This window comes from Methylobacterium sp. AC690 (assembly GCF_979256535.1).
Map to the genome: position 1 here is coordinate 307,705 of NZ_CEEDOX010000004.1, position 6,389 is coordinate 314,093.

Genomic DNA, 6,389 nt, shown 5'->3' on the forward strand with positions numbered 1-6,389 from the left:
GAGATGCGCTCATTGACACGGATTGGCTTGAGGATTTTATGATCCTGCCTGCAGGGTGCATCCCGTGAAAACTGAAACCCCGAGCCCGGCCGCGTGGACGGCGGATCACTTGCGCCTCGCCGTTGACGCGGCGGGGGTGGCGCTGTGGTCCTGGAACGTCGACGACGACTCCTTCACGATGGACGCGCGCGGCTACGGCCTTTGGGGGGCACCCCTCGACCGGACGGTGACCTTCGAGGACCTGTCGGCGTTCATCCACCCCGCCGACCGCGACCGGGTGCGCGCGGCCTTCTCGGCGACGCGGGCCCTGATGGGCACCTACGAGATCGACTTCCGCATCATGCACGGCAAGGAGGTGCGCTGGGTCTCGGCCCGGGGCCAGGGCAACGACCACAACATCGTCGGCCGGACCATGTTCGGCGTCTTCCTCGACGTGACCGGCCGCAAGCAGGCCGAGGAGGGCCATGAGCTTCTCGCCGGCGAGATGAGCCACCGGGTCAAAAACCTGCTCGCCATCGCGTCCGGCCTGACCGCCATCACCTCGCGCTCGACGACCACCTCCGTCGACATGGCACGCGAGCTCACGCAACGCCTGACCGCCCTGGACCGGGCCCACGACCTCGTCCGGCCTCTACCCGGCAGCGAGGGCAAGGCAGCGCTCCTCGGCGACCTGATCGCGATCCTCCTGGCGCCCTACGACGACATGGGTGCCTTCAGCGGCCGCATCCGGGTGTCCGTGCCGCGGATGGGCGTCGGAGAGGCCGCGGCGACGACTTTGGCGCTTGTCGTGCACGAGCTCGCCACCAACTCCATCAAGTACGGTGCGCTCTCGGTTCCGACGGGCACCCTCGACGTGTCCTGCTCCTCGCAGGAGCACGTGTTCATGATCGCTTGGACGGAGAGGGGTGGGCCCGCGGTGGTCGAACCTTCCGGGCCCGGGGGATACGGAAGCAAGCTTCTCGAACGTGCTATGACCCGGCAACTTGACGGCTCGATGCATCGGGAATGGAATACGGCCGGTGTCGTCGCCACCCTCACGATGAACAAGGCTTATCTCGCTTCGTGAAATGGCCTGTCCGGACAGCTGTGAGACATGCGGAGTAGGCCTGAATCCGAAAAAAGGCCGGTCTTGCCCTATTTACCGGCAACCTGATTGGTTTGCTGCGTACGAACGGTGCGTCACGCGCACGTAGCCGATCAGGCTGCAGAGAGAGGTTGACCCGAACCCTTCCGGAACGAGGTGAATCGGTCCTGCTCGTCAAGCGGCACGTTCATGACGCAGCTTAGCCCAGCGGCGTCGAAGTCGAGGTGCACCGTTCCCCCGAGCTCGTGGCTGATGCCACCGTTGATCAGGCGCGTGCCGAACCCCTTGCGGCGCGGCACCGCGACGGCCGGCCCGCCGCTCTCGCGCCATTCCATCGCGAGCCTGCGGGCGCCGCCCTCCGTTGTCGCCACGCGCCACGTGATGTCCACGCGCCCCGCCTCATCGGAGAGGGCCCCGTACTTGGCGGCGTTAGTGGTGAGTTCGTGCAGCGTCATGCCGAGAGCCAGAACGTAGCGCGGCGGCAAGTCGATGTCGGGACCGTCGATACGGAACCGGTCCTCGCCGCCATCGCGAAAAAGGGCGAGCTCGTTCTCCAGTACCGTCCGCAGCGACGCCCCGGCCCAGTCATCGCGCGAGAGCAGGTCGTGGGTCTTCGAGAGGGATATGATGCGTCCCTCCAGCCGCTCGCCGGTCTCGTCGGTCCGGCGCGACTGGCGTGCCAGAGACTGCACGGTGGTGAGCGTATTGCGGACCCGGTGGTTGAGCTCGTGCAGCATCATAGTCTGACGCTCCTGCAGGATGTGGCTCCGCGAGATCTCGGAACGTAGCTCGCCTTCATGCTTCTGCAGCGAGATCGCCATGGCGTCGAAGGCCTCGCCGAGCCGGCCGAACTCCGAGGGTCCCGAGAGCCCGGACCGCGCGCCGAGATCGCCGAGCCGCCAAGCGGAGGCAGCCCGCAGCAGGCGCTGCACGGGACGACGTATGAAGGCGCGCCCGGCAAGGAACGCCGCGACGAGGGCCCCGAGGGCACTCAGGATGATAAGAATCACGCCTCGCTGCGTGGCCGCGTCGATGTCCGCGAAGGCCGCCGCGGGCGAGAGACCGACGGCGACTGTGACGGCATCGAGGTCGTCCGGCGTCTCGGCGGCGATGCCCGTGATCCGCATGTTCCCACGCAGGCCAGGTAGGTCCATGACTTTGCCCCGGTTCCCGGAGACCGCCGACCAAAACGCTGGCGGTAGCGGTTTGCCGACCCACTCGGCGTGATCGGGCAACCGGAGCAGGATGGAGCCGTTCCGGTCGGCGACGGTCAGGGTGGCGTCCGGAGGGAGCCCGGCCCGTGCTTGGTGTCCGGCGAGGTGATCCAGATCAATGCTCGCTACTACGACTCCGACCGGTCGACCATCGGGTCCTGGTATGGCCTGGGCGAACTGCCAGGTTGGCCGCTTGGTGATTCGCCCGGTCACGAACCCTCCGACGGTGAACCCACCCGTCCGCATCGCGTCCTGGAAGTAGCCGCGGTCGGCCAGGTTGTACGCGCCACGCGCCGTTCCGAGGGTGTTGCAGACGATGCTGCCGTCCGTGTCCGCCACCCCGAAGAAGAATGCGCCCGGCACCTTGCCGAGCAAGGTTCTGAGGTAGGCCGTGCAGCTCTCCGGGTCCTTACCCTGGATCTCCGGCACCTCGGCGAGGATGCCAAGGACCTGCCGGGTGCCGCGCCCGAACTGCCCCAGGTCGGCGGCGACGCTGCGGGCGGCGCGCATCGCCTCGCCACGCACGGCCTCGCCCCGCGCGGAGCGAAGCGCGTACTCGTTGTAGCCCTGGATGGCGAGAGCGGGCATGAGCGCGAGCGCGACAAGCCCTATGATGCGTTTGGTCAGCGACATGGATGGATTAACCCAGCGCCCTGGCTTCGCGGGACGTGCATCGAGGCTCAGCGCCCCGAGACATGGGGTGGCCTACGCCTCCGGCGAGGGCCATGAATGCTATGTCTATGGGGATCCGCACGTTAGGCTGCGGCGACATTGAGGATCTCCTGCATCGAAGCCAGGGGGGCCTCCAATCGGCAGACGAGGCCTGTTGGCGCGTAGGTGAGCTTGACCTCTCCGCCGACCTCAGCCGCGAAGCTCCGCTCGATCAGACGCGAGCCGAAACCTTTCCGGGATGGCTGGGTGAGGATGGGCGGGCCCCCTTGCTCGGACCACGTCAGGCAGAAACGCGGGGCGTCGCTCTCGTGCACCACGTGCCAGCGCAGGTCGACGACGCCCGTATCGTTGGAAAGCGCCCCGTACTTGGCCGCGTTCGTGGCGAGCTCGTGCAGGGACAAGGCAAGCGACAGGGCGGCCTTGGCTGCCAGGAGGACGTTGGGCCCGCTCGTACGGAGGCGTCCGCCTGCCGCCCCGACATGCACGCCGAGCGCCCCGTCCACCACCTCCGCGATGGGGGCGGCCGTCCAGCTCGCCGCGGTTAGGATGTCGTGCGCACGGCCGAGCGAGATCAGCCGGGCGGCGAACGCTTCCCGCATCTCGTTGACGTCGGTCGATCCGCGCAGGGTCTGGCTAGCGATGGCCTGTACCAGGGCAAGCGTGTTCTTCACCCGGTGCTGCAACTCACCCGTGAGCAGGCGCTGGTGCTCCTCGGCCTTCCTACGCTCCGAGATGTCGAGCATGGCGCCGATCATCCGAACCGCTTGCCCGGCTCCGTTACGGATGACGTAGCCCCGGTCGAGGACGTAGGCGTAGGAGCCATCCGCGCGAAGGAAGCGGTACTCGTCGGTCCAGGCCGTTCCGGTGCTGTCGATGATCGTATGGATCGATGCGTCGATGCGTCCGCGGTCCTCGGGATGGATGTGCCCAATCCACCAGTCGCCGGTCGGTTCCACGGCCTCCGGCGAATGGCCGTAGGCCGCCTGGAGCGCGTCGTTCCAAAGGACCTCGTTGGTGGCGAGGTTCCAGTCCCAGATCGCGTCGTTGGTGGCGCGGGAGGCCAGTCGGTAGCGCTCCTCCGTCTCGCGCAGGGTCTGCTCGGCCTGCCGGGCCTCGGTGATGTCGCGCGCCGTTCCGATGAGGCGAAGCGGTCGCCCGTCCTCGAACAGGGTCTGCCCCTTGGCGGAGACCCAGCGCTCGATCCCGTCCTCCGAAGCGATGGTGCGGTAGATGATGTCGTAGACGCCGTCGCCCTCCGGATCGATGGCGGCGGTGACCGCCGCGTCCGCCCTCTCGCGGTCGTCCGGGTGCAAGCGGGCGAGGTAGACGTCGAGGTCGACGTGGGCATCGGGCCCCAGGCCGAAGAAGGAGCGCGTGCGCACGTCCCACTTCAGCACGTTCGACACGAGGTCGAAGTCGAAGATACCCGTACCCGTCGCCTCGACCGCGAGGCGCAACTGCTCGCGTGTCTCGCGAAGGACTTCCTCGACTTGGCGGCGGTCATGAATGTCGCTGGTATTCCCGAGCCAGCCCACAATCACTCCGGCGCCGTCCCGCATGGGCTCCGCCCGGATCAGGAACCAGCGGTAGGTCCCGTCCGCCCGACGGAGGCGTGCCTCGGTGTCATAGACGACCTCGCCCGTGCGCGCTGTCTCCCAGGCCTCCGTCAGCCCGGGCAGGTCGTCAGGATGGATCACGTCGGCCCATCCGGATGGCAGCGCCTGCTCCGGCGTCTGCCCCGTGTAGGCGTACCAGCGGTCGTTGAGATAGCTGAGGCTACCGTCGGGGTCGCCAAACCAGATGACGGTCGGCGCGAGCTCAGTGAGGGTCTGGAACCGCTCTTCGGCCACCTTGCGCTCGTGGATATCGAGGGATGTGCCGATCCAGCTGCGCACGGCTCCGTTGGCGTCGCAGACCGGCCGCGCCCGGGACAGGAACCACCGATACCGTCCATCGGCGCCGCGCAGCAGGAACTCCACTTCGTAAGGCTGCCCCGATCCCGCCGCCGCCAGCCAAGCCCGGCGCGTCGGTTCACGATGTTCGGGATGGATCACGCCCATCCAACTCGTCTCCCCTGTCTCGTCCGCGGGCAGGCCGGTGTAGTTGTACCAATAAGCGTTGCAGTAGGTGACGTTACCGTCGGCGTCTCCGAACCAGACCACCTGGGGGCTGACCTCGACGAGGGAGCGGTAACGAAGCTCGCTCGCCTGCAGCGCCGCGGCGGTCTCACGCTGCTCGGTGCGGTCCCGCAGGATCATGAGGAATCCGACAGTTCGCCCGTCGTCCGATCTCAGGGGCATCATCTCGCCCGACGCCCAGAACCGGCTGCCATCCTTGCGCATATGCCAGCGCTCGTTGGGCGCGCTGCCATTCTTCGCGGCCAGCCCCATCTCTGCGTCCGGCCGTACGTTCGCGCGGTCCTCGGGCGTGAAGAACGCGTCTACCGCCTCACCCAGCATCTCTGCCTGCGTCCAACCGAGGGTACGCTCCGCACCTGTGTTCCATCGGGTCACACGGCCGTCGATGTCGGTGGACACGATGGCATAGTCCGTCGCGCTGTCGAGGATGCGCTCGTGAAGGAGGCGTTCTTCTTCCTGGGCATGCAACGACCGCCGCAGCTCCATCTGTGCCATGGTCTGGCGGGCGAGGCGGGCGAGGCCCTTGCGCTGGCGCTCCGTCAGTTCATGCGGCTTGGTGTCGAGGACGCAGACCGTGCCGATGGGATGGCCTTCGGCGGTTTTGAGAAGGGCACCGGCGTAGAAGCGCAGGCCAGGGTCCCCGGTGACGAGCGGGTTGCCCGCGAAGCGCGGATCGCGGGTCGCATCGGGAACGTACAGGAAGTCTTCCTGCAGGATCGCCTGCCGGCAGAACGATGTCTCCAATGGGGTTTCGCGTACGCCTAGGTAGGGGACTCATTCAGGTCCATGCGACGACACAGGAAACGAGCGCGATGGCAGCGAGATAGTTGCAGGCCAAGCGATCGTAGCGGGTCGCGACGCGCCGCCAGTTTTTGAGATGGCCAAACAGGCGTTCGATGCGATTGCGCCGGCGGTAGGCGATCCGACTGTGCTTGTAGGGCACCGTCCGGGTGGCCGTGGACGGAATGGTGGCGATCACCCGGCGGCTCTTGAGCCAATCCCTCAAGCTCTGCGCATCGTAGGCTTTGTCGGCAATCAGGCGTTTGGGCGGCACGACAGCCTGCAGCAGCGGTAGCGCCATGGTGATGTCGGCCACGTTGCCGGGGGTCAGGGTGAACGCAACCGGTCGGCCACGACCATCGGCCAAGCAATGGATTTTGCTCGTGAAGCCGCCGCGCGAGCGGCCAATGGCCTGGCTCCAGGCCCCCCTTTATGGATGGCCCGCCCCTCACTGGGCTTCACTGCTAGGTTTGCAGTGTGGCTCACACGAGGGATGGAGCG

Annotated in this window: 3 protein-coding genes and 1 pseudogene; 1 reads left to right on the forward strand and 3 read right to left on the reverse strand. The window is 67.2% G+C overall.

Annotated features, from left to right (window positions below; all coding sequences use genetic code 11):
* Nucleotides 1–109 precede the first annotated feature (109 nt).
* Entirely contained in the window at nt 110–1,066 is a 957-nt protein-coding gene (locus AC0IY1_RS07005; protein ID WP_471768661.1) for a sensor histidine kinase, read from the forward strand.
* 131 nt (nt 1,067–1,197) lie between these two features.
* Here the strand turns inward: AC0IY1_RS07005 and AC0IY1_RS07010 are convergent, their stop codons facing one another.
* From AC0IY1_RS07010 to AC0IY1_RS07020, 3 genes and pseudogenes are all read right to left on the reverse strand, one after another.
* Nucleotides 1,198–2,931, reverse strand: coding sequence for an HWE histidine kinase domain-containing protein (locus tag AC0IY1_RS07010; RefSeq protein ID WP_471768663.1), 1,734 nt, complete (start codon nt 2,929–2,931; stop codon nt 1,198–1,200).
* Nucleotides 2,932–3,053: 122 nt separating this feature from the next.
* Nucleotides 3,054–5,852, reverse strand: coding sequence for a PAS domain S-box protein (locus AC0IY1_RS07015; RefSeq protein WP_471768665.1), 2,799 nt, complete (start codon nt 5,850–5,852; stop codon nt 3,054–3,056).
* A 34-nt stretch (nt 5,853–5,886) separates the two neighbouring features.
* Nucleotides 5,887–6,315: pseudogene (locus tag AC0IY1_RS07020) on the reverse strand (IS5 family transposase); the annotation flags it as partial.
* Nucleotides 6,316–6,389: the final 74 nt, after the last annotated feature.

Excerpts from the sequence above, each read along its gene's own strand:
- AC0IY1_RS07010 (WP_471768663.1), bottom strand. The coding sequence starts at position 2,931 with ATGTCGCTGACCAAACGCATCATAGGGCTTGTCGCGCTCGCGCTCATG.